This window comes from Mycobacterium sp. 1465703.0 (assembly GCF_001672975.1).
Classification (GTDB): Bacteria; Actinomycetota; Actinomycetes; order Mycobacteriales; family Mycobacteriaceae; genus Mycobacterium.
In genome coordinates, this window is the sequence record NZ_LZKU01000017.1 from 17,666 (window position 1) to 44,618 (window position 26,953).

Below are 26,953 nucleotides of genomic sequence, written 5' to 3' on the forward strand. Positions count from 1 at the left end.
GGCCGCGCCATGGTGGATTACGGTGCGCTATCACCGGAAGTCAACTCCGCACGACTGTATGCGGGGCCAGGTGCGACATCGCTGACCACCGCTGCCTCGGCGTGGAATACGCTTGCCGCCGAGTTGAACTCGGCGGCTCTGGGCTACCAGAGTGCGGTGACCCAATTGTCCAGCGAGGAATGGCTGGGGTCGGCCTCAACGGCAATGGCCGATGCGGTCAGTCCGTACGTGGAGTGGATGAACACCACCGCCTCACAGGCCGAGGAAGCCGCCAACCAAGCCACGGCGGCCGCGGCGGCCTATGAGACCGCGCTGTCCTCGGTAACGCACCCGGCGCAAGTGGCGGCCAACCGCGCCCAGTTGACCCAGCTGGTGTCGACAAACGTCTTAGGGCAAAACACCGGCGCCATCGCCTCCAACGAGGCCGAGTACGGCGAGATGTGGGCCCAGAGCTCCAGCGCGATGTACACCTATGCAGGGCAGTCCTCGTCGGCGACCCAAGTGACGGCATTCAGTGATGCGCCAGAGACGACCAACTCGAGCGCCCAAGCGACCCAAAGCTCCGCGGTCACCTCGGCGACGGGGACGTCGGCCGGCAACGCCCAATCCACCATGTCGCAGGTGCCGAACACCCTGCAAAGCCTCGCGTCGTCAGCGTCCTCAGCTGGCTCGTCGAGCTCAACGTCGAACGCGACGCAGAGCAGTTCGTCATCGAGTACGACATCGAGCAGCTCGTCAAGCAGCTCGTCGTCAAACCCGCTCGCCAATGTTTGGTATCTGTTGACCGGACAGACCAGCTTGCCGACGAATCTTGGCTCGCTGATCAGCGGCTACAGCCCTTATGCGGGATTGTTCTACAACACCGAGGGGTTGCCGTACTTCAGTGTGGGCATGGCCAACAGTGGTGTGCAGATCGCGAAGTCGATGGGGTTGATCGGCAATGCTACCGCCGGCGCGGCCAAAGCACTGCCCGGCCTGGGCGGGCTGGGAGGAATGTTGGGCGGCGGTGCTCACGTCGCGGCGGCGTTGGGCAACGCCACCGCGGTTGGGCCGCTGTCGGTGCCGCCAGTCTGGGCAGGCACGGGCGCGACACCGGCGATCAGCCATGCCGTGCCAGTCAGCACCGTCAGTGCTGCCCCCGAAGCCAACGGAGCTGGAAATCTACTCGGCGGCTTACCACTTGCCGGCGCCGGTACCGAAACTGGCGGTCGCGGACCCCGCTACGGCGTGCGCCTCACCGTGATGGCCCGTCCCCCTTTCGGCGGATAGCACCGCTATGGACTTCGGGGCGTTACCGCCAGAGATCAACTCTGGCCGCATGTATGCAGGGCCGGGCTCGGCGCCGATCATGGCTGCGGCCGCGGCATGGGATTTAGTGGGGGCAGAACTCAACGCTGCTGCCAGCGGTTACAGTTCGATCGTCTCAGAACTGAGCAGCGGGCCCTGGGTCGGGCCCGCATCAGCATCGATGGTGTCGGCGGCCACCCCCTTTATGACTTGGCTGGGCGCCGCGGGCGCCCAGGCCGAACAAACAGCCACCCAGGCCCGAGCTGCGGCCGCCGCCTACGAGACCGCGTTCATGCTTACAGTGTCCCCGCCCGTGATCGCGGCCAATCGGACACTGTTGATGACGCTCATCGCGACGAATTTCTTTGGGCAGAACACCGCGTCGATCGCGGCCACCGAAACCCAATACATGGAGATGTGGGCTCAAGATGCAGCCGCCATGTACGGCTATGCCGCCTCATCGGCGAGCGCTTCGCAGCTGTCGCCATTTGTTTCACCGTCGAATACCGCCACCACGGACGGGGGCGCTAGCCAGTCTGCCGCGGTTGCCCGAGCGACCGCCACACCGGCGGGCAACTCGGCGCAGACCGCCGCGTCCACGACCACCCAGTTGGCGTCCATGTCCACGACATCAGAAGCAGCGCAACAGGTCTCGTCATCAGCTGCGACATCTACGTCCTCCACGACGTCAGCGTCCGCATCCACATCGGCGACGACATCCGCGACATCCACGGCATCAACGACCTTGACGTCAACGCTCGGACTCACGTCCTCCAACTACAGCACGATACTCAAACAAACGACAGGTCTTGCATATTTTTCGAATGGTCTGGCCAGTTTCGGTATGTCGATTGGGCAGCAGTTGACAACTGGGCCCGGTGGGACAACGGCCGGCGCGAGCGGCGCCTGGTTCCCAACCCCTCAGTTTGCCCACTTGGGCCTGGGTAACCTTGGCGGCCAAGCAGTGTCAGCGCATTTTGCATCGGCCACCAAAGTTGGTGGATTGTCCGTGCCATCCAGTTGGGGAACTGGATCGGGCGCCTTCGACGAAGCGGCCGGCCCAGCAGGAGCCGTCAGCTATGCCGCCGGGCAACACGGCGAACCTAATGCTGTGCTCAGCGGCATGCCCACAGGCGGCCGTGCCGCACGCCGCGCCGCCGACGGCTTCACCAACAAATACGGCTTTAAACGACGGGTACTGGCTCGCCCACCCTCAGCTGGATAACGTAGCCCGCTACGTGCGAGTGTCCGACACGAATCCGCCGTGGCGACAGTTTATTTCGCGGTGTTGTGTTCACCATTGCTAGCGACACGGGGCTATCAATGATGCAGCGAAGGGGCGGCCGGGACCCACTTTTCAACGAGACTGTTCGTCGTGGTTTGGCGCCTTCGACCCGCGTCATCATGGGTGCGTACTCGCGTCAATCCCCCGGTTCAACGTCTTCAGGTCAGCTTCAGCTTCGAGTCCCACCCTTGCTGTCGTCGCAGCGATTCACACGTGTGGAGGACTCCATGTCCGACGTACAACCTGACAGTGCTGCTGCCGAGTTGAGGTGCGAGTGGTGACGACTTGTCGCCGTGTCGCACAACCTCCCATTGCCGCCCCGGGCGGCCAAACGGCGCCGCTACCGGCGCGGGCCGCGCGCGAAGAGTCGCTCCTGCCGCGTCACCCGTGCGGTGTCGGGGTCGGCGTCGGCGTTACCGGTCTGGTGCTCGGCATGATCTTGACTCACCCTCTCCTAGAGGAGCTTTGGGATGACCGATCCCCAGCGGGCCCTGATATCCGCCGCCACTACCATCGGAATGTACGGCGCCATCGTCCGGTGGATCGAGTGCCGCCCCGCCATCAGCGGCCTTTGCGCTCCCACCGCCGAACGACCGCCACTAGGCAGGCGTGGCGGTGCAGCCGTTATGCCCCCGGGTGGGCCACCGCTGGCCTCGGGACAACGCTGATCGCGCAGGTGAGCCGCGAACGCGACGATCACGTCCAAGCCGCGAGCCCAATTGGCGCATGGCCTGCACCTCCTCCGAGACCCGTCCCGCAGCGACGTGGACCCATCTCGGCCGCGGCTGATGCGGGCTGTAGTGAACACCGACGAATCGATAGGAGAGATGTATCAAACATGAAGATTAAACAGTTGATCGCTGGTTCGCTGTTGGCCAGTGCCCTGGGTGTGGCCGCCGCCGGCTTAAGTGCGGCTGTCGCCAGTGCCGACCCTCCACCGCCACCACCAGGACCAGGGCAGCCGGGTCCCCCGCCACCTGGACCCGGTGGCCCGTTTCACCCAGGGCCACCACACCCGGGACCGGGTGGACCACCACCGCCGGGAGCGCCGCCGCCGCCACATCCCTAACGCGCGCGACGCAGCACCCACACTGACGGGGGTGGTTGCCTCAAGTCATCCGCTTGAGGCAACCACCCCATAAAGGTCCTTCGGAGCGGATGGGCATAGCGCTTACCCAGAACAATCCCATCAGCACGCTCGACACGGCGCCGGTCCCTGCCTGCACGCCGGCACGGCATCGGAAGTGGTTTTTTGGCCTGCTGGGATTCAGCGGTAGACACTTCGGTGGTCCGGCGCGTTGTGCCCAGCTCGGTGCGTCGGTTCAACTTTGGTTGAGATATCGCCTTCGCAGGGGAGCCATACCGAGGCGTGTCGCTACCCCAGTGACTGCGCGGAGCCGCCTTGTTATAAAGGGCAGGAACAGATTCCGACTCAGGCCGCTCTTGAAGTCGAACCGACTTTTGAAAATCCTTGAACGCCGTCCGGAATCGTGCTCATTCGCGCGATAGGCTTCATAGATGCGGTCCCGCGCCGAGACATCCCCATGGCTCGTCCCGCACGGCCGCGCGCTGTGTTTCATAGAAGGCGGACATCCAGTTCGTGCCGAACAGGTCCTTGACCGGACCGCGGTAATGCTGGCGGCGAAGATCGTGTCGGAGAAACTGTTCGATTGCGTTCTCATCTCGAGGCCAGAGGTTGACCGCGAGCGCAGTAGCAAATTGTGAGAGTTCGTGGGCCAGTCGTCCAACAGGTTGGCGTAGTCAACAAACACCCGCGACCGCGCGCGCGTGTGTGTATCTTTCCGCCAACAGAGTGTATTTCGGCCATAAGGTATGAGGGCGGGCGGCATGATAACGCGCTTGGTGTGACACCGGAGATGAGATGCGTCCGATCGAACCCTTAGGCGTAAACCGTCGTGCGGCGAAGACAATGGACATCGAGAGCGACAAAGCCAGCACAGCCCGTCGCGATTGACGCTCAGATTCGTTGAGGGAGCATCAATCCCGCACGCCCTAGCCTGCACCGGGCTCAATTATGCTCGCTGGGGTCCAGCGGCAGACTGAGCTGGAAGCGTGCACCAGGGTGGTGTGATAAGCATACGAGGTCTCCGCGGTGGGCATGCGCGAGCGCGCGAGCGATGGGTAAACCCAGTCCTGCCCCACCGTGGTCGCGGTCGCGGGCAGTATCCAGACGGAAAAGCCGGTCAAAGACACGCTCCCGGAGAGGATCTGGGATTCCTGGTCCGGAGTCGGTGACGGTTAACCGGGCGCCAGGCGCCCTGCCGCTGGTTGGATCACCATCGCTGATGGTGCGCACCTCGATCACGATGTGCCCGCCAGGGGGAGTATGTCTCCGGGCATTATCAACAAGATTCGACACGATTTGTGCTACCCGAATTCGGTCGGCGCGAATCGGCACACTTCGTTCACCGGCGCATGTGATAGTTATTCCGGGTGAAAGCAGCGCTGCGCGTTCTCGTTCGGCGTGGGCAATTTCGGCGAGGTCAGTCTCGCAGAGGTCCAATGCCACGCCGGCGTCGATGCGGCTCAGGACCAGCATCTCGGCGACCAATCGAGCAGCCCGGCGAGACTCATCGAGTAGTAATGCTGCGCGTCGATACTGACTATTCATCTGCTCATCGTCGCTGTATTCGGTCGCAGCACTGAGGAGTTGCTCAGCGGCGGCGCGAATTCCAGTGATGGGTGTGCGCAATTCGTGGGCGGCATCGGCGAGGAATTGACGAGTGCGTTGTTCGGAGGCCTCTAAAGCATCAAGCATCTCATCGAAAGCAGCTGCGGCCTGCCCCAGCTCGGTGCTAGACCTGTCGGGTCGTAGTCGCTGACCGGGGTCGCCGGTCGTGATGGATCGAGCCAGGACGGTGAGCCGGTCCAGTGGCCGCAGGGCGGCACGCGTGGCTGCGGACAGCAACAGAGCGGCGAGTACCAAGGCAACGAGGCCCCAGCGATCATGACTTCACGCAAGCGCCGGATCAACAGCGTCGCCTGGGTAGTGTCGGCGACCAAAATCACCCGACCGCCCGATGGTAGCGGGTGCACCACGACAGTGGCAGTGCCCCATGGCGACTCCCCAGATCGTGACGGCATCGGCCAGCCCGGTGATGGTGGCGGCCAGCCCGGCGGTATTGGCGGAAACGGTGGCCAGCCTGGTGGCGGTGACGGCAATGGCGGAAGCACGGTCTCTCCGCTGATCGAATCGAGTCGAATGCCGTTGTCGCCGTGTGTGCTGCCATCTGTCGTTATGAGCAGCGCACGGATTCCGCCGCCACTAAGCAGTGACACGAGCCGGTCCGGCGGGGTATTCGCATCGGCGCGTGCGGCGGTGCAGATCATTTTGTCCTCAACGTCACGTTGTGTCTGCACACGTACTAGCGCATCGACGGTGATGCCAAGCGCCACCAAAAGCACAAAGAGCAATCCCAACCCCATGAGGGCAACGCGCCACCGTAGCGACGGTGTAGCCGTGTGGGGCAACGCCGGTTTGGGTTGATCGCTCACGGCCGAATTGGCTGCAGACGGTAGCCGATGCCGCGCACAGTGTGCAGGATGCGTGGCCCGTGGGCCTCCAGTTTGGCGCGCAACTTCTTGATGTGAACATGCACCAGGTTGGCGTCATAGGCGTCATATCCCTATAGAGCGTTTAAGATCTGCCCGGTACTGACGATGCGTCCGCGCTGCTTGGCTAAGAATTCGAGCAGACGAAGTTCGGTGGCGGTGAGGGCCAGCGGCGATCCATCTCGTATGGCCACCGCGGCATCGAAGTCAAATGTCAGATCTCCGTATTGGACAACGGCGGGCAGTTGGCCGCGGCGGCGCAGCACCGCGGCCACGCGGGAGATCAGCTCGGCCATGTCAAAAGGTTTGGCAATGTAATCGTCAGCACCGCTATCGAGCCCGCGGAGCCGGTCGGGCAGCCCGTCACGGGCGGTGAGCAAAACGATTCCGGCGGGGCCCCAGTCGCGGATCACGTTAATTAGCTCGAACCCGTCACGCCCGGGCATCATGACATCCAGAACCACGAGATCGGGCCGAAATCCGTTGAGTATGTCCTCAAGTCCCGACCCATCGGGCCGCACAGCGGTCCAACAGCCGACATTGGTCAACGCCTCGGTGACCATGTCGCGAATTGCCTGCACATCCTCGACCACCAAGACCCGCGCCGCTGCGCTAGGGCGTACACCGGGTTTTCCAACGCCCTGCGGCTGGCGACGAGAATCGTTCACCTCTTACATTCTCACGACCTTCCTGAAGCCAGCATGAAGAAATCACGCCGGAGCCGATATCTTCAGCGCGACTTCAGATTCGCTTTCTAGCATCACCGTCGCCGCATCACTGCACCGCAACGCTTTCGAGATGAGAAAAGGCGCCCATGGTCGATCAACACCGATCGCGCAGCCCTCTGCCCCACACCTGTGCGACGCCCAATGCCCTTCTGCTGAATCGGCAATGGCAGGTTGTGCACATCCGCCCGGGGGCCGGACGGTGATGAACTCGACGCCTCCACGGCTACCGTCGGCCCGCAGCGCGGGCCGGTCGCGCCGATGTTGCAGCGCGGCGCAGAGGGTTCAGCGTCAAATACCCAGCTCCGTGAGGCGCTTGCTGCAGAGCGGAGACGGCTACTTAACCCTTCGCGACACCTTCTGTGCCCCAACATGTTCAGCAGGGCCCAGTCGATTGTGGCGGAGTAAGTTGCTACCGCATTCATGTTTGGCAGTAGACGGCGGTACTGAGGGTCGCATCGAACCGGACCTGGAGTCGAGATCGTGGTCGATTCACCCACACACATGAACACGGCGCCGCGCCCAGTTGCTCTGTTTGTGTTGGGGGCACAGCGATCCGGGACCTCGGCGATCACGCGAGTGCTGTCGCTATGCGGCGGTACTCTGCCTGCGTCGTTAGTGGGCGCCGATCAGGCCAACCCATCCGGGTTCTGGGAGCCACGCAAAGCCATCGATGTCAACGAAGCAATCCTGTACCGCAAAGGCAGCAGCTGGGCCGATCCGATACCGCGCTTGCAACAAAAAGGCCGGTTCGACGGAGACCAAAACCACGCCAGCGTCGCCGAGATCGCGGCTTTTCTGAGCACCATGCCGGCGGCATCGCTGCTCATCATCAAGGAGCCAAGGATCACGGTGTTGTCCGACATTTGGTTCGAGGCGGCACGTCGAACCCAACACGATGTTATGGCCGTGATCGCGGTGCGTCACCCTCAGGAGGTCGCTGCATCGCTGGCAGCACACGGGCGTGTCTCGCCGCAGCTGGCAGGCGCATTGTGGCTCAAATACAGCCTATTGGCCGAGAGACAGACGCGCCGTCTGCCACGCGTCTTCGTCGACTACTCGAACCTCCTAGGCAACTGGCGCCGGGAGATAACACGGATTTCGACGATGCTGGCGATCGACTTGAATGACGATAACGACAACGCAATCGACACGTTTCTCGAACCTAACCTTCGTCGCCAGCATTACCGCGGTCCGGTCAAGGACATGTTCGGCACCGACTGGATGTCCACCGTCTACCAAGCCCTGAGCGCCCTCGCGCGCGACGATCCCCTCGACGAATCTGTGTTAGATGCCGTCTTTGAGGCCTACCGCACGAGCACAATCGATTTCCGGGCGATGTTCGAAGATTTCGATAACCATTTCAACAGCACACTCCTGCGGACCCTGTTCCCACCATTTATCTCGCGAAGGGTACGCGCGGCCACGGCGCTAGCGACGCGTATGGGCGTCTCCCCGCATCGGCTTGGACCTATCGCGAACTTTCAGCCGGCACGAAGAAGACTGGCACCTGCTAAGCCATATTCCAGCAGACCCGTCCCTTCGCCTAGTGAGCCGATGACGCGGGAGGCCCACAAATCGGGGCATGGGTTTTTGTGACTCGTCGATCCCGACGCGGTGTAACCATCTGGCGGTGGGCATTGGCGCCTGAAGGCGCTGATCGCCAAAAAGTCCACGACCTTGAGAAGAGGGGCCTGAATATCAAGCCGCGATTAAGAATAGGATCGCTAGCGCCGACGTTGGTTCGTTCTAACCGCGTAGTGCGGGGAGCACGAGGTGATCGATGACGGCGGTGACGAATTTGCGGTCGACGGGGGCGCCGGCCGCGGTAATTTGGTTTAACGCCATCGCGGGCAGCACTGGCGCTCGAGAAACCACACGAGAACTGATGCGGCAGAACCAGACCATTCTGGTGTTCCCCGGCGGGGCGCGCGAGATCGCCAAATCTAAAGGCGAGGAGTACCACCTAAACTGGCGCGAGCGCTGTGGATTTGTTCGCCTAGCGGTGGAAAACGGATACCCGATCGTCCCCGTGGGCTTAGTTGGCGGCGACGATGTCTACAAGAGCCTGGTTGCCCGCGATAGCGCTTTGGGTCGACTCTGCCAAACAGTGAGCGCGACAATGACGGGGCGTGCAGACATGATGTTGAGCAGATCTGACAAGGCCTGCTCCAGCGACATGGATCCATACCGCGAACTCAACCCACTGGCCTGGCGCGCTGCGGCGCGCCCGCCCGGCCACCAGCACTGACGATGTGCGTCCGATACCCACGATCGGCGGCGAGCGATCGGCCGATAATCAAAAGAAGCGCAGAGGGTTGCGGCGCATTCCTGCATCTAGGCTTCTTAACACCGCATGGAGGGCATCGCCGCCGAGTTACAGTGCACCTGGCGCGCTGTGGAATGCAAACTATGGTCGGGCGTTGCCCCAGCGCAAAGAGGATGCCACACAGAGCGATTGGCCGCCCGCCGCTAGTGCATATCGACTATGCCTGTAGTCAGACGAGCTTCGCGACCCGGCGCGCCCCGGTGAATCAGCTCCACGGTATCCAGCATTGCTGTGGTGTCAGCCCGGGGGCGGGCCTAGAGGCCAGTAGCTGTATGCCCGCCTCGTCTGTTGTCTTCTGGTTCGGTCGCTATTCAGGTCGGAGGTGACTCAAGGCTCACTTCGACGAAATCGATTCTTTGCAAAACCAGCTGTTATGGGAGGTTTGATGAACTACATCCACAATCGACGGCCACGATGGGCCAAGCGACTTAGCCTGGCGATTCTCGGCGTCGGGCTGACTGCATCGGCATTCTTGCCTCCAGCTCCCGCCCTGGCCGAGCCGCCGCCGTGTCCACCACTGGCACCCTGCCCTCCGCCTGGTCCAGGCGGCCCGTTCGGCCCTGGGCCTGGTGGGCCATTCGGGCCTGGCCCGGGTGGCCCCCCCGGTCCTGGCGGGCCAATGGGACCTGGCCCCGGCGGCCCTCCTGGTCCTGGCTTCCATGGCCCCGGACCGTGGTGACGTCGGCCTCAACGCGTTGTCTAGGTGATACGGGATCGAGCTGGGGCGGCGCGGCATTGCAGCCCCAGCTCGATCTGAGCCTGGCCGGCGAACGAGCGGCGTGGCGATGAGAACCAATCTCAGATTAGGGTCGATCACGGCTTTAGGCACACCGACTCGGCCAGGCTTGGGCGAGATCGGCAATGCCCCGATTCCCTTGGTCCGACGCAGCTTAGGTTCCTGCAAAACCAACGCTTGCCATTCGAGGCTGACTTTTCGGGGCCAAATAGATGCTACAACGCACGACGACGCCTTCTGGAGGCTTCTAGAGGCCACGCATGACGCGGCCTGCAGCGCAGGCGATAGATGGAGTCGCGCGCTAACCGCTTGGGCGGGCCAGTCCGCACCGAGCACAGCCTCCGCCGCTGAGGGCGATGCTGGGCGAGCCGTCCTTCGCGGGCACAGGTCTCACTTCGATTGCGTACCAAGGGAACTGATCGCAATAGGCGGCCGCACCGCCCAGACATTTGACACCGTACCCACTGCTCTTTCAACTATCCCAGAGAGGTTCAATGCCTGACCCGACCCACTATCTGCATTTGCCTAACGGTCCACTGGTGTATCTCGCGGTGATCGCCATCGTCATCGCCTCCTCACTCCCTGTCGCTGCCCTTGTCGTTCCGGCCGAACCTGTACTCATCGCCACGGTGCTCTCGATGAATGCTGGCACTCACAGTTCGATATGGGTGCTACTGAGCCTCGCGATAGGCGCCTCGGTGGCTGGCGACTGCCTTAGCTACTGGCTTGGTCGACGGTTCGGCGCCGGGCTACTTGCTACCAGATGGCTTCGGCGTTACAGCAGAACGGTTAGCAGAACTCGCACAGCGGTACGGCGCCGCGGTGTGACCCTGATCATTACGCAAAAATGGATTCACCCGAGTCGCGGTTTTGTACCGGCAATCATGGGGGCCACCCGGTTGCGATTCCGTGTCTTCGCATGCTTCGCGCTAATCGCCGCGACCTTGTGGGCAACAGCCGTCGTGCTGGGAAGCCATCTCGGCGGCATCCGCCTACTCAACACTATGGCGGTCCTTGCCATCACCTATCTCATAGCCACTGTGGGGCGTCGATGTTTGTTGCGGCGCCGAGCCGCGCGCAACACAAGAATGTGAAAGTGCCTGCTGCAAATCAGGTGCGACGCATCTCTGTCGCAGCACCTTCGCAGACGCCTCGCGGTTGCCATGTTCAGCGTTTAGCACTGAACATGGCACTGATCAGTGTGGCCGTCCGCCTGGTATGCATTGCCGGCGAGCTGGGTTCAGCGTTTTCAGGCTCATTTGCCCAGTGCTCGACTCCTACCCTTACGGCGGTGCTCGCCAACGCCGCGATCAGAGCTGGTTCTTCGGCGTCAACGGCCATGCCCATTCTGGGCGCCACTACCTCGATGAGTTTGTGGCTGATCATGTCGATACGGGCCATTAGGGCCGCTAAAACGGTGGGATGACTTGACGCCACATCGAGCATGCAGCGCATGTTCTGTCGGTGCGGATGGTGCTCCTCTAACGCATCGGCCATCAGATCCACCACTGCAATGAACACCTCGCGAGGCGATGCCACCCGGCCGTCCAGCGCTTCCGCAATCGCGGCGATGGGGAGTTCTGGGCTTTGCACCATCGCGGCCTCTTTGGTGGGGTAGTAATTGAAGAAGGTGCGCCGCGAGATGCGTGCCTTGGCGGCGATCGCATCAACGGTGACTGCGTCGAATCCGAACTCGCGCACTAATTCCAGCGCACTGACGTGAATGTCGTATGCGGTCTGTTGTCGCCTGCGCTCAACGAGACCCTCAGCAACCATGACGTAATCCTAAACCCCGCCCACGGATTGCACTAAGTGCAAACGTTGCCTATAGTGTAGCCACTGGCGCAGCTGATCGGCCCCGTCGGAACAAACAAAATGGAGTTGGCGAGACGCCCGAAGGGACGGCTCGTATTCAGGCGGGTGTCCAGTGCCATGCCGCACAGCCGGGGACGTGGCCGTTAGCTGGCAAGACGCCGCTCGCCGGTCGCACACGAAAGGACAGAAGGTGTCTGACATTGCAGAAATAGCATGGATGCCCCGGGGTGGCGAAAATGCCTCGTGGCTAGACCCCTGGGCCGCGCGGCCGACCCGTCGTTACGCGTCGCGTTCCCAGCGACCGGAGTTACGTCTCCGCCCATCGGCGCTCACGTACTCCAAATCATAGCCGGTTTGTGACAGGAATCCGGTGATGACAGTGAAATCACCAGTCGCGCAATGGGCTACGCAGCATACGCCAGAAGTGACTGTTGCCCACCACGCTGTTCTTGCACGTGACACCGTGGCTTAGGACGCCAATGGGAACACAACACTGGCACCGCACCGGCCTTTCACCGATGGCGCAGGGCGAGATGAGCGATCGTTTGGGATTCCGCTGCCCGCCCCAGCACAGGGAGACAAGCGGGTTACGGCCCGTTAGCGGGGCGCGGGTGCTAGTCGTGGAAACCCGGGAGTCGATCCGCGAAGCGGTCTGCGGGGCGTTGACCAACGTCGGATACCGCACCGCCACCCAGGACGATCCGGCGGGATTGGTCGACGCGCTCAACGGGTTTCGCCCTGACGTGACGATCCTGGATGTAATGATGCCCGGTCGTGATGGGCTCGAACTAATTCCCCTCATCCGCAACTGGGGCCCAGTGGGCATAGTGGCGCTCACCGCCGGAGACGGGCTGCTCGATCAGCTGGGTAGGCTCGATAGTGTCGACGACTTCGTGGTCAAACCTTTCGAACTCGCCGAATTGATTTCGCGGGTGGGCGCGGTCTTGCGTCGCCGCGGACGCCTGCCCATCGTCGTCCAATGCGGTGACCTGATTTTGGATCTCGACGCTTCGGTGGCCGTACGAGCAGGATCCCCACTGGACCTGACCCGTACCGAACTGCGGCTACTGGTTTTCTTGGTCGAGCAGCGAGGTCGGATTGTCAGTACCAGGCAAATCCTGATCGCACTCTGGGGCCATGACGCCTACGACGCTAATCTGGTGCACGCCCACATCAAGGGATTGCGCCGCAAACTCGAGACCCACGGACCCCGCATCCTGCATACAGTCAGAAGCATTGGCTACCGGCTACAACCAACCCGGGGATAAGCTTTCACCCGGCGCTCCGCCGTCTGCCATGTCAGTGCGGTCACTTCAGCTCCGATGTCGAAAAGGCGACGGTTGATCACGTCGGGACCTCGCCGGGCGCGGGCATGTAATGGCGACCAAACGTCCGCAATCGCTCTGAGTCCCAGCGGTTCCACGCTTTGCTCGATCCAGATCCTCATTAACACTTCATATTTCGTTCGGACTCCTGCTGTGCACCAGTACATTTCGCGCCGTCCAATGGATGATCTACATCCCAGCTGAGCCTGCCAGGCTCAATGACGCCCTTGAGGCCCTCTTGATCAACGCGCTGTTCGACTCGACGCAACGCCTACGAGGCTTGCTGCTGCTCGTACTCGATCTCGTCGACGAGGCTGCATAGCGTGCGAGTGCCGAGCTTGCCGACGTGGTCGCTGAGATAGTGCTCATTGACACGCTCGCGCAACTGGATGGCCTCGGTCAGCCGGTCATTCTCCATCGAGCCGCGCCACGGAGCGGGAACGAGCGAGCATCTCGGTGACCTCGCCGGCACGGGAGTGCAGATAGCCCGCCATCTATCTTGCCGACTCCGCCAAGGCCTGCATGGACGAAGTCGAACGCGCCGCTAGCGCAGCCGCCGCGACCGCACCCAGGATGCTGCAAGCAGCCTACCGATTGCACCACACATACAGATCGACGAGCTCGATGCTCTCGACTTGCGTACACCCGAATCTCGAGACGCCGTCGGTCTCGACGACGACGTCTACGGCGATGATTGGTCTGCCTGCCAAGCAGTCGGGCACGCCGCTGGTTCCTGCATATGCATGGGATCCTTGTTCCGCCGCTGGCGGTATCGGCCTCGTCATCTCGGCCTTGAACAGCGAACGCGCCCAGGGCAACTTCGTCTCACCCGCGGCGAAAACCTAAGACCCGGGGTCTACACGCGATACCGCTCCAACTAACGCCCACTATGTCCGCCGCGTACGCGCACAGAAGTCGACCGGTGTACCTCAAGTGCGCGCAAAGTTCGGTTGGCCTGTAGCGACCGTCGAGCGCGGCCTATGCGCACGTCGTCGTGTCGGCGGGCGCGAAGTGCGGTGGGCAGTTCACAATGACGAGGCCGTTTTCGACATCAAGGGGTTCCACCTATGAAGCTCGTTCGACTCAGGTTGTGCAACTTCCAGTCCTTCGGACCGACGCCCACCACCCTCGAGATGCGTGACGTTACGTTCGTGCTGGGGCCCAACGGAGCCGGCAAGACGGCGGTGATGGTGGGGCTGTGTCGTATGTTCGGTGCCGACCGGTCGCTGCGGCGAGTCCGCAAGAGCGACTTTCACTGCGACACGGCCGGTCAGACGGCGACGTCGCTGTGGCTGGAGGCCGACTTCGAGGTCCCTGAGGCAGCCGACACCTCAGCTCAACATCCCACTGTTCCAGGCTTCTTCAACCATATGCAGCTGCAGTCGCCCGGTGCAGTCGCGACGCTGCGGATCAGGCTGAGCGCCGCCCTGATCGATGACGAGGTCGAGGATCGGATTCAACACGTCGTGGTGGTCGACGGAGATGGTCAACCGGTCACCGCATTCGACATGGCTCCGACCGATCGCAACAAGATTCACGTGCACTACCTGCCGGCGCGCCGCGACCCGGCTGACCAGTTATCCTACGCCGCGACCACACTGTTGGGGCGGGCGCTGAGAGCGGCCGACTTCGGCGCCGCCGCCGAAGCGGTCCAGGAGCATGTCGATAAGATCAACGACGAGTTGATTGGCCACGGCGCCATCGAGATGACCCAGCAGGCCCTGACCTCGATGTGGGCATCGCTGTATGCGGGCGATTACCTCAGCACCGCCGCTATCGGATTCGGGGGAAATGATATCGAGGCCATCTTGCGCCTGATAACCGTGATGTTCACCCCGGCGCCGGGAGGTAATGCGGTGGCGTTGAGTCGACTCAGCGACGGCCAGAAGTCGTTAATGTACATCGCGCTGGTGCTGGCCCTGCAGCGGATGGGCCATGATGTTTTGCATGGGCAGAGCGACGCCTTTGACCCGATGAAGATGCGGCCTGCGATCTTCACTCTCATCGCGCTGGAGGAGCCGGAGAACAGTCTCTCACCGCACTACCTCGGGCGCATCGTGAGGGCGCTGCGGACCGTGAGCGCTGGCCACGACACGCAGGCGTTGCTGGCCACCCACTCGCCGGCGGTGATGCGTCGCGTCGACCCGGACGACGTGAGATACCTGCGCCTGGACTCTGCTCGCTGCACCTCGGTGCGGTCGGTTCTGCTCCCCGAGGACGCTAGCGAAGCCCGCAAGTTCGTCCGAGAAGCTGTCCAGGCCTTCCCCGAGGTGTACTTCGCGCGGTTGGTCGTACTCGGTGAGGGCGACACCGAGGAGATCGTCTTACCGCGGCTTCTTAGCGCCCACGGCATCATCGACGACGAGGCCTCGGTCTCGATCGCGCCACTGGGGGGTCGCCATGTCAACCACTTCTGGCGACTTCTGCATGGGCTGGGCATCCCCCACGTGACGCTGCTCGACCTTGACTGGCGGCGGTTCAGCGGCGGATGGGGGCGGATCAGTTACGCAGCAACCGAACTGCGCAAGCATCAGCCCAATGCTCTAGCCGGCCGCGATGTCGAGCAGATACCGAAGTGGGACTCCGACACCAAGTTTGACCCCGCCACTAAACCGGGATCGTGGTTACATACCCTGGAGGAACACAACGTGTTCTTCTGCGCGCCCTTGGATTTGGATCTGCTTATGCTCAAGTCCTTCCCTGCTGCCTACGGTGTCGACCCGGGTACCTGTGAGGCGCCCGACGACGCGACTGTGACCGGAGTGCTGGGCAAGAATCGCAAGGCCGATGGATACCCATCCGCCTGGCTGCAGCTGTTCGATGACTACCTGCGGCTGTTCAAGCAGTCGAGCAAACCGGTCAACCACATCGGGGCCCTCTCCAAGCTGAGCGATGAGGACCTGCAGGCCGGGACACCGACGACATTGAAACGACTGGTGACCCAGGTGGGCAAAACGCTGGCCACCGTACCGGCATGATCACCCCCGGGCAGTGGAAACCCGTGGGCGGGATCGACCTAGAACCGAACGCCGACACCGCAGTACGCGAAACCATGCGCAATATGGCGGTAACCGCTGGCCCTGGCGCGGGCAAGACCGAGCTTCTGGCGCAACGCGCCGACTTCCTGCTGCGGACCGGTACCTGTCGCTATCCAAAGCGCATACTAGCCATCTCCTTCAAGGTCGACGCCGCACGCAACCTGCAGCGCCGGGTCACGGAGCGCTGCGGGCCCGAGCTCGCGGCACGTTTGGACAGCCACACCTTCCACGCGTTCGCCAAACGGCTGATCGACCGCTATCGAGGAGTGCTGACCGGTACCGATTCGCTCGACCCCGATTACGCAGTGTCTACGGTCCGTGTGCAGCACCGCACCATTCGCTTTGACGACTTCCTCCCGCTGGCCCGCACCATCATCGAGCAGGAACCGACTGCCCGAGCCGCGATTCGCCAGACCTACACTCACGTGTTCCTTGACGAATTCCAGGACTGCACAGCCAATCAGTACGGTCTCATCCAGGACCTCTTTGGCGGACGCGACGCCCGCCTGACAGCCGTCGGCGACACCAAACAGCGCATCATGCGGTTCGCCGGCGCGCTGGAGGGCATCTACGCCCGCTACGCCATCGACTTCGACGCAGAACCGCTCAACCTCTACCAGAACTACCGGTCAAAACCTGTACTGCGCCGCATGCAGAACCGCATGGTCGCCGTTATGGAACCGACAGCCGCCGTCCCTCAGGCCAGTATCGAGGGCGACGACGGAACCATCGAAAAGCTCGAAGCCGCTGACGAATTCGACGAAGCGAGGCGTGTCACAGAAACCCTCGTCAAGGCGTTGGAAGGGGGTACACCGCACGCGGAGATCGCAGTAGTCGTCGCGAAACAGCTCGACGACTACGCCGCCGCTCTGAAAGCGGAGCTGGATGCCCGCGCAGTGTCCTACCGCGACGAAGCCCGCGACCAAGACATGTTCGCTGAACCCGTCACCCGGCTTGTTTACGACCTGCTCACTGTCGTGATCACGCGGCACCAACCAGACTCCTACCGACGTCTTGTCGCCACCACCGAACGGCTCGCGGGCCCCAGCCACAGCGAAACCCTGGTCGCGCGCGTGACGGAGCATCTGGGACGCGTGTCCTCACAGATCGACTCCGGCGAGATCGACTGCCGCCGACCCGAACCCGTTCGCGGGATCATCGACGGGTACCTCGAGCTGATCGGCCTGGACGCGTTGCGCGGGTGGTCGCCCGAATACGCCTACGGCACCCGCGTCGAGGACCTCATCGACTCTAGCCTCGCCCACTACTCCAAACATCTCGATTCGGGATCCTCACCAGCGCAAGCTCTACGACGGCTTGCCGAGCCTGACGCGATTCGACTGCTCACCGTGCATAAGGCCAAGGGCCTGGAATTCGAAATGGTGATCTTCCTTGCCGTCGAAGAACAGACGTTCTGGGCCGACCCCAACGAGGAGCGCGCCGTATTCTTTGTCGGCATCTCCCGTGCCAAAAATCGTCTGATTCTCACCACCTCCGCCACTCGCAGATGCCCTCCCGGCGTACCGAACTGGAGATGGGTCGAGCGCCGGACAGCCCATGAGGAGTTCATGTCCTACATAGTCGAATGACCCGAATTCGTGGCTGCCGAGACCATACCCTCATCGATTCAGCCTCTACGCCGATGCACACTCCCCTTCCGTTGTGGGACAACACGCCCAGGGCCTTTGATGGATAACTGCTGGTATCCCTCTATTTGAGGCCTTCCGCGATCCCCCGCCTGCAAATATCGCCGGAGTTGGTTGCGCCACAGAAAGCATCGCCTCCGGTCGGCCCAGGAAGTTACAGTGCTCTCCCCGGCAACCAGACGTGATAGTTCGCCGGCTTCTATCAGCAAAGCGGGGCTCGCCGGAGTCAGCGACGACAGTGGGCAGCGGCAAATGAGTTGCGCGGCAAATAATGCTTCCTCACAGCGACTTCCGCCTGGACGGCGATGAGTCAGACTTTCCGTCGGGCCTCAAGACCATCGGCCAGCTAGACGGGGCGTCTCAAGTACGTGTCACATGACATCCGTGTGACATCTCAACTGAGAATATGACACCGAACCTTAGAACCTACAACGCGGCGCGGCGACGTGCAGCGCGCAGTTCGTCCAGGTAGAGGATGAATTCATCGAAATCGATGAGTTCTATCATCTCTCCCGGTGTGCCCCTTGGGATTAGGCGCGCTTCTCCGATATTGCGGGGTAGTAACTCCGCTGGCTCCAACGCATTGCCGAAGTGGCGGCTCGTGTTCTTGTTGTCTGAGTTGTGATCGTAGCTTTGGTGGCTGCGTGTGGCCTTGCCTGACCAGAACGCAGCCGATTCCATCACATCGCGCTCGTGGGAGCCGTACATGATCAGCGCTGCGGGCGTGACATCTCGGATGGCCTTGCCCTGCAACGGACCATAAATAGCGTCCAGCTGCGAACCAGCCTGCGCAGCAAAGCAAATCGAGCACCCCAGCCCACGTGATTCAGCAAGATATTGCGGCAGCCGTGGGATAGGTGTGTTGGTGATCTCGTCGAGAAACAACCCGATGCGGTGAAATTCCTCCCATTGGGCAACTTTCATGCGTTGCCGGTTAATCAACTGATCCATCAACACAATTGCCTGCGCGGCGACCGTCCCATCGGCGGGCGTCAGCAAGAATAGCGTGGCGTCGGGGGCATCGAAGAAAGACAAGTCTAGGGGCGGGAACTCGCGGTCACGCTCGGTGGTCAGTAGCCACGCGGTGAGGACCTTAGTCACGGTCATTTTCACCGAATCACGCTGCTTGGGTTCCATTTCCAGCACCGCACGCACACGCGCCTCAAACAGAGGGTCACCCGTCCATGCCGCTGCCGAGGCCCACCCGGGACCCAAAGTGGTTTGATAAGGGCCTTCAAACATCGGGGTTTCGACATTCTCCGACGCTTGCAGGGTCCATTCCATCCCCTGTCCGGTCGCAGCGGGGCTGGCCGCGTAAAGCAGGCACACCAGCGGGGCGAGCGCGAGCTGGTCCCATGGGCCAGGGTCGGACCCTTGGCGAAAGGCACTGCCAGACATAGCTATAGCTGATGTGCTCAGCAGGCTTTGCGCTGTCGCTTTTGCGTCGTTAAGACAAGTGATCAGTGCCGTGGGATCAAAGCGGTAGGAGACATACTCTTTGGGATAGAACGGTGCGGTGATCGGCCGCAGGTCGAGCAGCGCTGTGGGGCCGTAGCGCCGGGAAGCCACCATCTGCATCAAATCGTCTTTACTGGATGACACAAAGGCCGGCCCTGGCCATAGCACCGCGGACTGGGCCAGCCAGCGGCGTGTTTTGCCGGTTCCTGGCGGAGCGAATCCACCCACATGGGGTGCGGTTTCCAAGGGGACCCGGCGCCCCTGGGCATCTCGGGTCCACCCGGCGAAAGGGGTGACCGGAGGGCGGAAACCCTCAGTGCTGTTCGCAATTGCCATGCATCAACGGTAAGGCCGATGCTCAGGGGGTGACTGCACGAAATTCGTCGATAGCGGCGGCCTGGGCACCCTTCGTGTACCCAAACATGTCTCACACAGCGGGTCGCTGTCAGCGGTGCTGCAGCTCGGGCACGCCATCACACATTCTCCGCAGTAGTCCTTGCCATCCAGGTCGGCCAGCATGCGGCTGTCGGGATCCACCACGTTCAACCAGCCGCGAACATCAGCGTCGGCCACTGGGGTCAGGGCCGCGCACCGTTGGCAGGACAGTGTTTGGATCGGCTCACGCGCCGCCTCGGGATCGGTGTTCGATGGGCGCCGCAAGTCTTCGGAAATCGCGATGGCCGCGTTGATTTGGTCGACGGTGTAGAGCCAGCCGACTGGTTCCACCCACGTCCGCGGCACCAGCTGCATGATGACCGGCCCGGGCAGGCCACAGGCCTGGCTCACTTCTCTAATGGTGAACAGACCCGCCAAATCCGGCGGCCGGTGGCGCCGGGCTCTGTCAAGTGGGATCAGGCTATTTTGTGCGGCCATACTTCAAGGTTAAATCCTTGAGACCCTACGGTTTTTCGCTAATTGTCGATTCCCAAACTGAATGTCATCTTCGAGCTCCCTGACCTGCGGCGACACCATGCGTCTCAAACCGTGTCATCCGCGCTTCCGTCTCAAATCCGTGTCACTTTTCTGCCCAGGCCTGCCGCCGCCCCGCAACAGTGTAGGTACACGCCGGTGCACCGCCGATGTGGCATGCTAAGCGATGCGAAAGCGGTACTGGTACAATAGTTTTGAGACCGGCACTAATTTCGCGGATGTTAGGCGTTACCGGTCCACGTTTGTTCCTGGCGGAATACCACCATGGATAGATCCACGGTCCGCGCAGCGGTCGTGATACGCACGGTCGACTCCGAGGTCTGCTGGAAGTGGATATCGGGCACCATGGCGTCTGTTGGGCTTAGGCCCACAGTGATGACCGTTGAGGACAGGCCGGCCTGCGGTGCGATGGTAGCCCGGTCGTTCACGATCACCGTGGGAACAAACTCAGCGGGCCGGCGTGCTTCGACCACGGCGATGTTGGTTTGTGACACCGAATACCAGCGCTGCGGCTCATGGGAGTAGATGGCGATGCGTTCGCCCGCCGCGGCGACCCGGATCAGCAGCTGGCGGACATAGAAATCCGAGGTGTCCATAACGATGCGGGTTGGTTGCGCCGGGTCTGTCAGCGTCCACATCACTAAGTCGTCGCGTTGAATCGGTGGCCACGCCTTCTTGTCATCGCGTAGCGCTGCGCCGACAAGAATGCCGGTGGGCCCGACGGGGATATGTAACTCGTCAACGGCACTCAACGTCCGGGCCGGTAAACGCAGCGCGGGCTGGCTCGTGGGAGCAGCGCACAGTGCAGCGTTGTATTGGTCGCCGGGCAACGTGTTTAGGAACAACGTTGGGGGCTGCTCTGGCGGGCGCGGGTCATTGGTGCGCACCAGCGCAGACACTTTCACGGGGCCGCCGGGGATTTTGCGCAGCCTCATCACATGCACGACGTTGTCGCTGCGCAGCGACCACATTTTGTTGAACGAATCGGTCGTAATGTCCTCGGGCGAGAAGTAATACGAGGTGACGTAGCCGGGTTTGGCATTGATGGTTTTCCATCCGACGTCGGCTTTGGGCCGTGTCCGCTGTGCAAGGTTCGGCGCGGTGCGCGTAGCGGCGCCGGTGTGCCGATGCCGGCCCTTCGCTGCAATTAGCTCGCGCGCGTCGACACCGTCAGCGGACCCGTCGCTGTCCTCGGGGTCTTCGGCGTCGTCGACGACCACGGGGCGCCTTGGTGCACAAGCCAAACCCATACTCAGGTCCTCGAGCATGGCATCTTGTTCTTCGGCAGTCAGGGCTCGGGCTCGACACCCTTGCTGCTCAAGGGCTTTGACGATTCTCTCGGTCGAGGCCGCAGCGGCGGAGCCGATCGAGCGGCGATACATCAGCCCGCGCACCGACTCGTTGATGTCCAGACGCACGATCAAATGGGTGGTGCGCTGCCCGGCTGCTCCCCGGTCAGCCAACAGCGTGCTGTAGAGCTGCGGGTATCCGGTGCCGGGGCGAACTCGATACCCTGCGCTCGCGACGTCGATGCCCAGGTGCAGTCCGCCGGGTTGTTCCATCAGCCCGATGACCACGTCGAGCGGTAATAGGTTGTCGGTCAAGGCCAGCGTTGACCCTCGCAGGTATGTCGGTGAGTACGGCCGGCCGTCCACCTCGATCATGGTGACGGCCTCGTGATCGGCGGTGCGCACCCCGTAGAGGTTGCCGCCGTGGCTGATGTTCACCGCGGCGGCAACGGCGGTGGTGTGCCGGCGTTCACGCATCCAGCGCGATCGATCGCGCACCCAGGCCGCAGCGTTGCGTCGATGCACCGAGACGAACAGCAGCAGCATCGCTACTACGGTGATCGCCGCTGCGGGCCACCACCCGAATCGGTAGGTCGGCAATCCTGCGAACGCGGCGATCCCAATCACTTCGGCGCCGAGGACAGCACCCAAGGCGGGATGGACGGTGACCGGGCGCGCTTTCACGACATCCTCCGTCTGATGGCTACGACGCCGAACAGCACACCGGCCGCCAAGACCGCACCGCCCAGGCCCAGCAGAGCCACGTTGCGTGGCCGCAGATCGGGCGCTGGCGGCTTAGGCGGCACATGCAAAGCAGTGCTGAGGTGCTCGACAGGTTTGGGGTCACCAGGGGTGATATCGAAGGTCAGCGCGGCCACCGGGTCCACGACCCCGTGGCCGACCTGATTGTCCACAGTGTGGGCCGGGTTATGCGCGGTCTCCATGATGCGTCGAATCACCTGGTGGGCACTCAGATTCGGGTATTTGGCCCGGACCAAGGCCGCAACGCCGGCCACATAAGCCGTCGAGAAGCTGGTGCCCCAAATCCCGTTTCCGGTCCCGGGATCTGTGCCTGGCGAGGCGTTGACTGCCGCACCATTGACACTCGACAGACCCATGATGCGTGAGCCAGGTGCGGCCACCCCCACCCACGGGCCGTTGATGGAATCGGGCATCGGCTGGCCCTCTGGGGTGACCGCGGCCACGGCGAGCACGTAATCGGAGAACCAGGCCGGGCTGACGATAGTTCGCACCCCTGCCCAGTCTCGTGGGTCATCGACGTTGAGCGGATTGAAGACCGGGTTTTGGCCGCAATCGCGCTGTATCGGGTCGTTTCTGTTGCCGGCGGCCGCGACAATCACGGCGTCTTTGTCGACCGCGGCGTAGCGCACTGCCGCTCCGAGCGCGTCCTGATTCACCGGTGCCGCCGCGTTAGTGCACGATGCCAGCGACACATTGATCACCTTGGCGCCGCGATCGGCCGCGGTGCGGATCGCCTTGGCCAACGAGAGCACATCACCGGCTTTGCGATGCAGGTCGTGCTCTTCAGGGGTCGGATGTGCTGGGGAGAACGCTGCGGAGGCCTGCCTGATCGAGATCAGTGTGGCGTCAGGTGCCACACCCACTACGCCGTCCGGTCCGGTCGGCGGCGGTCCGGCCACCAGCGGTTGCCCCGCGTTGGGGCCCCCGGTGCCGTCGGCGGGAGCGTCGCCTTCCGGTGGCGGCGGGGGCGCCGGGGGCGGCGCTGTGACCGTGACGGTCGAGGGCGGCGGTGGTTTTGGCGTCGGCGGCGGCGGTGCTGGGTTGGCCGGCACCGGTGGCGGCGCAGCAGGGGCAGCTGCACCGGCCGGTTTGGGCGCCGGCCGATCCGCGGGGTTCGACGGCGCGGCGGCGATGATGCTGGCCACGAAGGAGCCGTGGTTGTCGCAGTCGGTGAGTCCACCGTTGGGCAAACCTTGCACATAGTCGCCGCCAGCGAACAGTGAGGGGAACCGCGGATTGGGGGTGACGCCGGTGTCGATGATTGCCACCGTCACCCCCGCGCCAGTCGAATACTGCCAGGCCTGACTGACATTGAGCATCGCGTTGCCCGGCGCGGGCTGGGCGACGTTCGGGTCAGCGATCACCACGGGCAGGATGCAGGCTTCGCTCTGCCTCATTTCTTCGCTCGGGCCCGGTGTTTCAGCTGGAGGCAATGCCCCTGGGTCGATCACCGGAGGCGCTATGGCCATGGCGGTCGGCGCGGCGATCACATGGGCGACCAACAGCGCGGCCGCACCCATCGCTGAGGCGGCGGCTTTGGCGCGCATCAGTGATACCTCACGAATTGAATGAGGTGGATGGTCCATGCGGCGAACACCACCACCACGGTGGTGGCGACGTATTCGGCGTACTCGACGACTTCGCGGACCGGCTCAGAAAACATGTAGGTGGGCACGATCGCTCCAGCGAGCAACGCAGCCAACGCGATTCCCACCACCGCGGCAGCCGCAGCTAAGACCGCACCCGTTGCGCCTGGGCTGGCAGCGAAGCCGTAATGGGCGGGAAGGGCAAACAGCGACAGCGCCGCACCAACGACCAACGTGATGGCGTGGCGCCGATCGCGAAAAGCCCGTGCCCGCAGCACCGCGATCAGCGCAATGCACGCGGCGACCACAACAAAAGTCCACTGCGTGCCCACCCCGGGATGGATGGCATACCACGACGCCGCCACCTGCGTGAGCGCCGTTCCTAGCAGTAGGCCCATCAACACTCGGTTAGACCGCAAGGCGACCTCGCCGACCTGCTCACCGGTCAGGGTGATATCCCGCGGGCTGTCCGCGACAGGCGAAATGGTGTCCTCCGGATCGCTGGGAGAACGCTCATACATGTCCTTGCCGGTGATCGACTCGAAACTCTGCCGCGGCACGCGCGCCAAGCGGCGCCCGATTCCCGGTGCGGCCAGGGAGACGGTCAACACTGCCACCAGCACCACCACCGCGATGCGTTGGCCCGGCACGGCGAAAAACATGCGTGCGGCCGCAGCGCAGAGCCCGGCCGCCGACACCGTCACCACCGCGGTCACAGCCACCCAGTTGCGGCCGGTGAGCTTGCCCAGGGCCGAGGCGGTGATCAGCGCTACACCTGCTGCCAACACGGCGTGGGGTGCTGCGGGGTGGGCGCCGGGCGGGGTGGTGGCGCCGGCAGCAACTAGCGCCAGCACCACCGCCCAGGTGGTCGAGGCGGTAATAAACCGGTCTGCGCCCATGCGCGCGCCCAGCAGCACGGCACCGGCCAGCACCAGCGCGGTGGCCGCGAAAATCGTTGGCACCAACCATCCGCCAGAACTCGCCCAGCGCAGCCGCCACAGCAGCCCGGCGGCCACACTCAACGCGATCAAGGTCAGCGCGACGGCCACCCTGGCGGCGTCAAGCGCGCTCACCGCCGGGAAATGTTCTTTGGCCCACTTGGCGATCGCGGCACTGACGTTTTCGATGTTGGGTTCATAGCGCTGCGCCGACGCGGCGGGAACGAACGCCAGGAGCTCACCGTCATTGACTCCTTGCGCCGCCAGCGACAGCTTCCCCGACAGCATCGTCATCCCCGCTGCGCGGGCGAACACGAACGCGCCGCCCGGAAGCTCTTTTGCCCCAAGCGAGTTGAGTCTCCGGTTGATTGTGTCGCGGGTGGCCTCAACGAGCTTAGCCAGCGGCACCGCCGCTGGAAGCAACAAATCGAGCTGGATATCCCCCACCAGTAGTGACACCCTGCTCGAGGGGGGAATCAGCGTTGTCTCCGCCGCGGTAGCCGTCGGCTTATCGGCGGTGGCGGTCATTGATTCGCCTCAGGGCGTCGGTGGGCGCGGCGAGCCGTCGGGCCATCGGTGGTGGCGGCGAAGTGCTCAGCGCATGCCGCCGCCACTTTCAACAGCGCGCGGTGTGTGTGGCGATTGATGTCGCCCGCGAGATCGATAACCCCGCCCGGGCGCAGATGTTCGTCGTAGGGCATCTCGATCACCTTGTGCCCGCCCTGACTGAACCGTTCCATCAGCAGCGCGCGATCACGCTTGGGCGAGTGGCCGTCGGAGTCGTTGAGTACGACGACCGTGCGATTGAGCAAGCTGGTGTAGCCGTCATTGGCCAGCCATTCCAAGGTCTGTCCGGCCGCTGAGGCGCCGTCGTACCACGGCGAAGACACCACGATCAGAGCATCGAGGTCGTCGAGGACCGCGCGGGTTACTGGGGAATCCAGAGTCGATCCGCAGTCGACGATGGACAGCGTGAAATGCCTGTCGAGCTGATAGGTCGCCGCCTGATAGACCGCACTGTCGAGGACCCTGCGCCGCGCCGTCGCGGATTCCCCGCCAAGGACATAAAGACCCGCCTCGTTGCTGCCCAACCGACCACGGATGTCGGCGAAAGTATCCAAGTGCTGGTCGGCCGCTAACTCCCAATACGAGCCGGAGGCCGAGGGATCGATTCGGCTGGCCAGTTTCCCGAAGGCTGTATCGGCGTCGACGGCGACAACCCTGTCGTCTTTACGCAGCCGGGCAAAGACAGACCCGACGCTGGCTGAAATGGTGCTCTTACCGACCCCACCCTTGCCGAGCACACCGATCTTGTATTTGCCGCGCAGTAGGGATCGAATCTGCTTTTCCAGCTCGTCCTGTTCACGCTCATCCGCGGATCGGCCGAGATTAATCAGCTTGAACGTGCCCCGGTACACCACTTTGCGCCAGCCACGCGTCGGCGGGGTGCGTTTGGAGGGCACCAACTCGCTGCTGCGAATGTTGTCCACGTAGTTGTACTTGGTGCCAGATCCCTGCGCTTGCGACCAGGAGTAGGCCTCGTCTTCGGTGTCGCGTGGGCCGGCGGGTGGCTCCCATTGCGGCTGGGGTGGGCCGTCGCCTGGACGGCCCGGCGCCGGCGGCAGCTCACCATATTGGACGGGGCGCGGCGGCGGCGGCAGCTCACCATATTGCAGCGGCGGACGATAGGGATGCATCGGCCCAGACTGCGGGGCGCCGGGGGCCTGTCCCTCGTTACCGCCCACCGGCGGCAGCGGGGGCGGGTAGGCAGCACGGCGGCGCTGCAGTGCCTCCCACCCGCCGGTCTGCGACAGGTCGACGACCGATGTCACCTCATCGGCAGCGTCGTCGCTGTCCGGGGCCTCACGGTTCGCCCATGGATTCTCCCTAGGCGCGGGTACGGGAAACATCGGACGCGGCGGCGGCCCGGCCGGGTCGGCGTGATGGACACCGGGCGGCGTCGACGTGGGCCCAACCGGATTGGTGGGTTCCTCGTTCGGGCGATCTGGCCAGGCGAAGCGGGAATGTCCACTGGGCCCACCGGGCGGGGGCGCTGAGCCAAAGCCGCCCCGCGGTTGATCGTGCTGCGGAGTCGGGGTGTCGCGATGCGGGCCGCTGCCCGGGCCTTCTGCGGGGCTCCCCGGACTGTCGGAGGGGGGATGCGACGCTGCCGGGTTCTCGCCGAATTCGGGGTCTGGGCGCTCGGTCATATTTTTAATCCTATCAGCGGG

Annotated in this window: 15 protein-coding genes and 4 pseudogenes; 9 read left to right on the forward strand and 10 right to left on the reverse strand. The window is 63.2% G+C overall.

Annotated features, from left to right (window positions below; genetic code table 11):
* Window positions 1-9: 9 nt before the first annotated feature.
* Entirely contained in the window at window positions 10-1,269 is a 1,260-nt protein-coding gene (locus tag A5625_RS01330) for a PPE family protein (protein ID WP_066988582.1), read from the forward strand.
* A 7-nt stretch (window positions 1,270-1,276) separates the two neighbouring features.
* Entirely contained in the window at window positions 1,277-2,512 is a 1,236-nt protein-coding gene (locus tag A5625_RS27865; protein WP_082984191.1) for a PPE family protein, read from the forward strand.
* A gap of 2,089 nt (window positions 2,513-4,601) precedes the next feature.
* Here A5625_RS27865 and A5625_RS27875 read toward each other — a convergent pair.
* Both A5625_RS27875 and A5625_RS01340 read right to left on the reverse strand, forming a co-directional pair.
* Window positions 4,602-6,019 (reverse strand): annotated as a pseudogene (locus tag A5625_RS27875) (sensor histidine kinase).
* Window positions 6,020-6,084: 65 nt separating this feature from the next.
* Window positions 6,085-6,741, reverse strand: a pseudogene (locus A5625_RS01340) (response regulator transcription factor).
* A 747-nt stretch (window positions 6,742-7,488) separates the two neighbouring features.
* Between A5625_RS01340 and A5625_RS01345 the strand changes: the two are divergent.
* The 3 genes and pseudogenes from A5625_RS01345 to A5625_RS30600 all read left to right on the forward strand — a co-directional run bounded on the left by A5625_RS01345 (window position 7,489) and on the right by A5625_RS30600 (window position 11,029).
* Window positions 7,489-8,469, forward strand: a complete 981-nt coding sequence (locus A5625_RS01345) for a sulfotransferase family protein (protein WP_066988584.1) — start codon at window positions 7,489-7,491, stop codon at window positions 8,467-8,469.
* Between the two features lie 244 nt (window positions 8,470-8,713).
* Window positions 8,714-9,019, forward strand: a pseudogene (locus tag A5625_RS01350) (1-acyl-sn-glycerol-3-phosphate acyltransferase); the annotation flags it as partial.
* A 1,410-nt stretch (window positions 9,020-10,429) separates the two neighbouring features.
* Window positions 10,430-11,029, forward strand: coding sequence for a VTT domain-containing protein (locus tag A5625_RS30600; protein WP_082984194.1), 600 nt, complete (start codon window positions 10,430-10,432; stop codon window positions 11,027-11,029).
* A gap of 73 nt (window positions 11,030-11,102) precedes the next feature.
* On the opposite strand, the gene A5625_RS01355 is transcribed toward A5625_RS30600, so the two are convergent.
* Window positions 11,103-11,711: a TetR family transcriptional regulator gene (locus A5625_RS01355; RefSeq protein WP_066988586.1), complete on the reverse strand. Its 609-nt coding sequence runs from the start codon at window positions 11,709-11,711 to the stop codon at window positions 11,103-11,105.
* Window positions 11,712-12,268: 557 nt separating this feature from the next.
* Here A5625_RS01355 and A5625_RS01360 point away from each other — a divergent pair.
* On the forward strand, window positions 12,269-13,018 hold the full coding sequence (locus A5625_RS01360) for a response regulator transcription factor (protein WP_369829967.1): 750 nt from the start codon (window positions 12,269-12,271) through the stop codon (window positions 13,016-13,018).
* A 328-nt stretch (window positions 13,019-13,346) separates the two neighbouring features.
* Here A5625_RS01360 and A5625_RS27890 read toward each other — a convergent pair whose 3' ends face one another.
* The gene (locus A5625_RS27890; RefSeq protein WP_232003322.1) at window positions 13,347-13,493 is read right to left on the reverse strand and encodes a hypothetical protein; all 147 of its coding nucleotides are present in this window, start codon (window positions 13,491-13,493) and stop codon (window positions 13,347-13,349) included.
* A gap of 68 nt (window positions 13,494-13,561) precedes the next feature.
* Here A5625_RS27890 and A5625_RS30605 point away from each other — a divergent pair.
* The 3 genes and pseudogenes from A5625_RS30605 to A5625_RS01370 form a co-directional block, all read left to right on the forward strand.
* Window positions 13,562-13,956 (forward strand): annotated as a pseudogene (locus tag A5625_RS30605) (RES domain-containing protein); the annotation flags it as partial.
* Between the two features lie 186 nt (window positions 13,957-14,142).
* Window positions 14,143-16,053, forward strand: coding sequence for an ATP-dependent endonuclease (locus A5625_RS01365; protein WP_066988588.1), 1,911 nt, complete (start codon window positions 14,143-14,145; stop codon window positions 16,051-16,053).
* On the forward strand, window positions 16,050-17,702 hold the full coding sequence (locus A5625_RS01370) for a UvrD-helicase domain-containing protein (RefSeq protein ID WP_066988589.1): 1,653 nt from the start codon (window positions 16,050-16,052) through the stop codon (window positions 17,700-17,702). The genes A5625_RS01365 and A5625_RS01370 overlap by 4 nt, the downstream gene beginning before the upstream one ends.
* A 483-nt stretch (window positions 17,703-18,185) precedes the next feature.
* Here the strand turns inward: A5625_RS01370 and A5625_RS01375 are convergent, their stop codons facing one another.
* The 6 genes from A5625_RS01375 to A5625_RS01400 form a co-directional block, all read right to left on the reverse strand.
* Window positions 18,186-19,553 carry a type IV secretory system conjugative DNA transfer family protein gene (locus A5625_RS01375; protein WP_066988590.1) on the reverse strand — a complete coding sequence of 456 codons (1,368 nt, stop codon included), beginning with the start codon at window positions 19,551-19,553 and terminating at the stop codon, window positions 18,186-18,188.
* A gap of 3 nt (window positions 19,554-19,556) precedes the next feature.
* Entirely contained in the window at window positions 19,557-20,003 is a 447-nt protein-coding gene (locus A5625_RS01380) for a hypothetical protein (protein WP_066988591.1), read from the reverse strand.
* Window positions 20,004-20,368: 365 nt separating this feature from the next.
* Window positions 20,369-22,120: a type VII secretion protein EccE gene (gene eccE, locus A5625_RS01385; RefSeq protein WP_066988592.1), complete on the reverse strand. Its 1,752-nt coding sequence runs from the start codon at window positions 22,118-22,120 to the stop codon at window positions 20,369-20,371.
* Window positions 22,117-23,745: a type VII secretion-associated serine protease mycosin gene (mycP, locus tag A5625_RS01390; protein ID WP_066988593.1), complete on the reverse strand. Its 1,629-nt coding sequence runs from the start codon at window positions 23,743-23,745 to the stop codon at window positions 22,117-22,119. The genes eccE and mycP overlap by 4 nt, the downstream gene beginning before the upstream one ends.
* On the reverse strand, window positions 23,745-25,250 hold the full coding sequence (eccD, locus tag A5625_RS01395) for a type VII secretion integral membrane protein EccD (RefSeq protein WP_066988594.1): 1,506 nt from the start codon (window positions 25,248-25,250) through the stop codon (window positions 23,745-23,747). Before eccD ends, mycP begins: the two co-directional genes overlap by 1 nt.
* Window positions 25,247-26,932, reverse strand: a complete 1,686-nt coding sequence (locus tag A5625_RS01400; protein ID WP_082984196.1) for a MinD/ParA family protein — start codon at window positions 26,930-26,932, stop codon at window positions 25,247-25,249. The genes eccD and A5625_RS01400 overlap by 4 nt, the downstream gene beginning before the upstream one ends.
* Window positions 26,933-26,953 lie beyond the last annotated feature (21 nt).